Below are 1,710 nucleotides of genomic sequence, written 5' to 3' on the forward strand. Positions count from 1 at the left end.
AAAAAAGTTACCTTCGGGTAGCGCAATTAACTCAGTGAGCAAGTTCATACAAAACTATAAAGTTTTATATGTACAGAATTCATTGAGTCGAAGCTTAGGCTTCACAAACGATTTTTTAATTGAAGAGTTTGATCATGGCTCAGATTGAACGCTGGCGGCAGGCTTAACACATGCAAGTCGAGCGGTAACAGAGATAGCTTGCTATCTGCTGACGAGCGGCGGACGGGTGAGTAATGCTTGGGAATATGCCTTGAGGTGGGGGACAACAGTTGGAAACGACTGCTAATACCGCATAATGTCTACGGACCAAAGAGGGGGACCTTCGGGCCTCTTGCCTTTAGATTAGCCCAAGTGAGATTAGCTAGTAGGTAAGGTAATGGCTTACCTAGGCGACGATCTCTAGCTGGTTTGAGAGGATGATCAGCCACACTGGGACTGAGACACGGCCCAGACTCCTACGGGAGGCAGCAGTGGGGAATATTGCACAATGGGGGAAACCCTGATGCAGCCATGCCGCGTGTGTGAAGAAGGCCTTCGGGTTGTAAAGCACTTTCAGTCGTGAGGAAAGGGTGTAGTTTAATACGCTGCACCTGTGACGTTAGCGACAGAAGAAGCACCGGCTAACTCCGTGCCAGCAGCCGCGGTAATACGGAGGGTGCGAGCGTTAATCGGAATTACTGGGCGTAAAGCGTGCGTAGGCGGTTAGTTAAGTCAGATGTGAAATCCCGGGGCTCAACCTCGGAACTGCATTTGAAACTGGCTAACTAGAGTATTGTAGAGGGTGGTGGAATTTCCAGTGTAGCGGTGAAATGCGTAGAGATTGGAAGGAACATCAGTGGCGAAGGCGGCCACCTGGACAAATACTGACGCTGAGGCACGAAAGCGTGGGGAGCAAACAGGATTAGATACCCTGGTAGTCCACGCCGTAAACGATGTCAACTAGCTGTCTGTGTTCTTGAAACGTGGGTAGCGTAGCTAACGCGCTAAGTTGACCGCCTGGGGAGTACGGCCGCAAGGTTAAAACTCAAATGAATTGACGGGGGCCCGCACAAGCGGTGGAGCATGTGGTTTAATTCGATGCAACGCGAAGAACCTTACCATCCCTTGACATCCAGAGAATTTTCTAGAGATAGATTAGTGCCTTCGGGAACTCTGAGACAGGTGCTGCATGGCTGTCGTCAGCTCGTGTTGTGAAATGTTGGGTTAAGTCCCGCAACGAGCGCAACCCCTATCCTTATTTGCCAGCGCGTAATGGCGGGAACTTTAAGGAGACTGCCGGTGATAAACCGGAGGAAGGTGGGGACGACGTCAAGTCATCATGGCCCTTACGGGATGGGCTACACACGTGCTACAATGGCGTATACAGAGTGCAGCGATACCGCGAGGTGGAGCGAATCACACAAAGTACGTCGTAGTCCGGATTGGAGTCTGCAACTCGACTCCATGAAGTCGGAATCGCTAGTAATCGTAGATCAGAATGCTACGGTGAATACGTTCCCGGGCCTTGTACACACCGCCCGTCACACCATGGGAGTGGGTTGCAAAAGAAGTAGTTAGTCTAACCTTCGGGAGGACGATTACCACTTTGTGATTCATGACTGGGGTGAAGTCGTAACAAGGTAACCCTAGGGGAACCTGGGGTTGGATCACCTCCTTATCTTGACGAATTAAGTTGTGTTGAGTGTTCACACAAATTGTATGATAACGAAA

Annotated in this window: 1 rRNA gene; it reads left to right on the plus strand. The window is 50.3% G+C overall.

Going from position 1 to position 1,710, the window contains the following annotated elements:
* Positions 1–116: 116 nt before the first annotated feature.
* Positions 117–1,657: ribosomal RNA gene (locus IV514_RS17340) — 16S ribosomal RNA — on the plus strand.
* Positions 1,658–1,710: the final 53 nt, after the last annotated feature.

Source organism: Thalassotalea sp. G2M2-11 (assembly GCF_017168195.1).
Taxonomy (GTDB): Bacteria; Pseudomonadota; Gammaproteobacteria; order Enterobacterales; family Alteromonadaceae; genus Thalassotalea_E.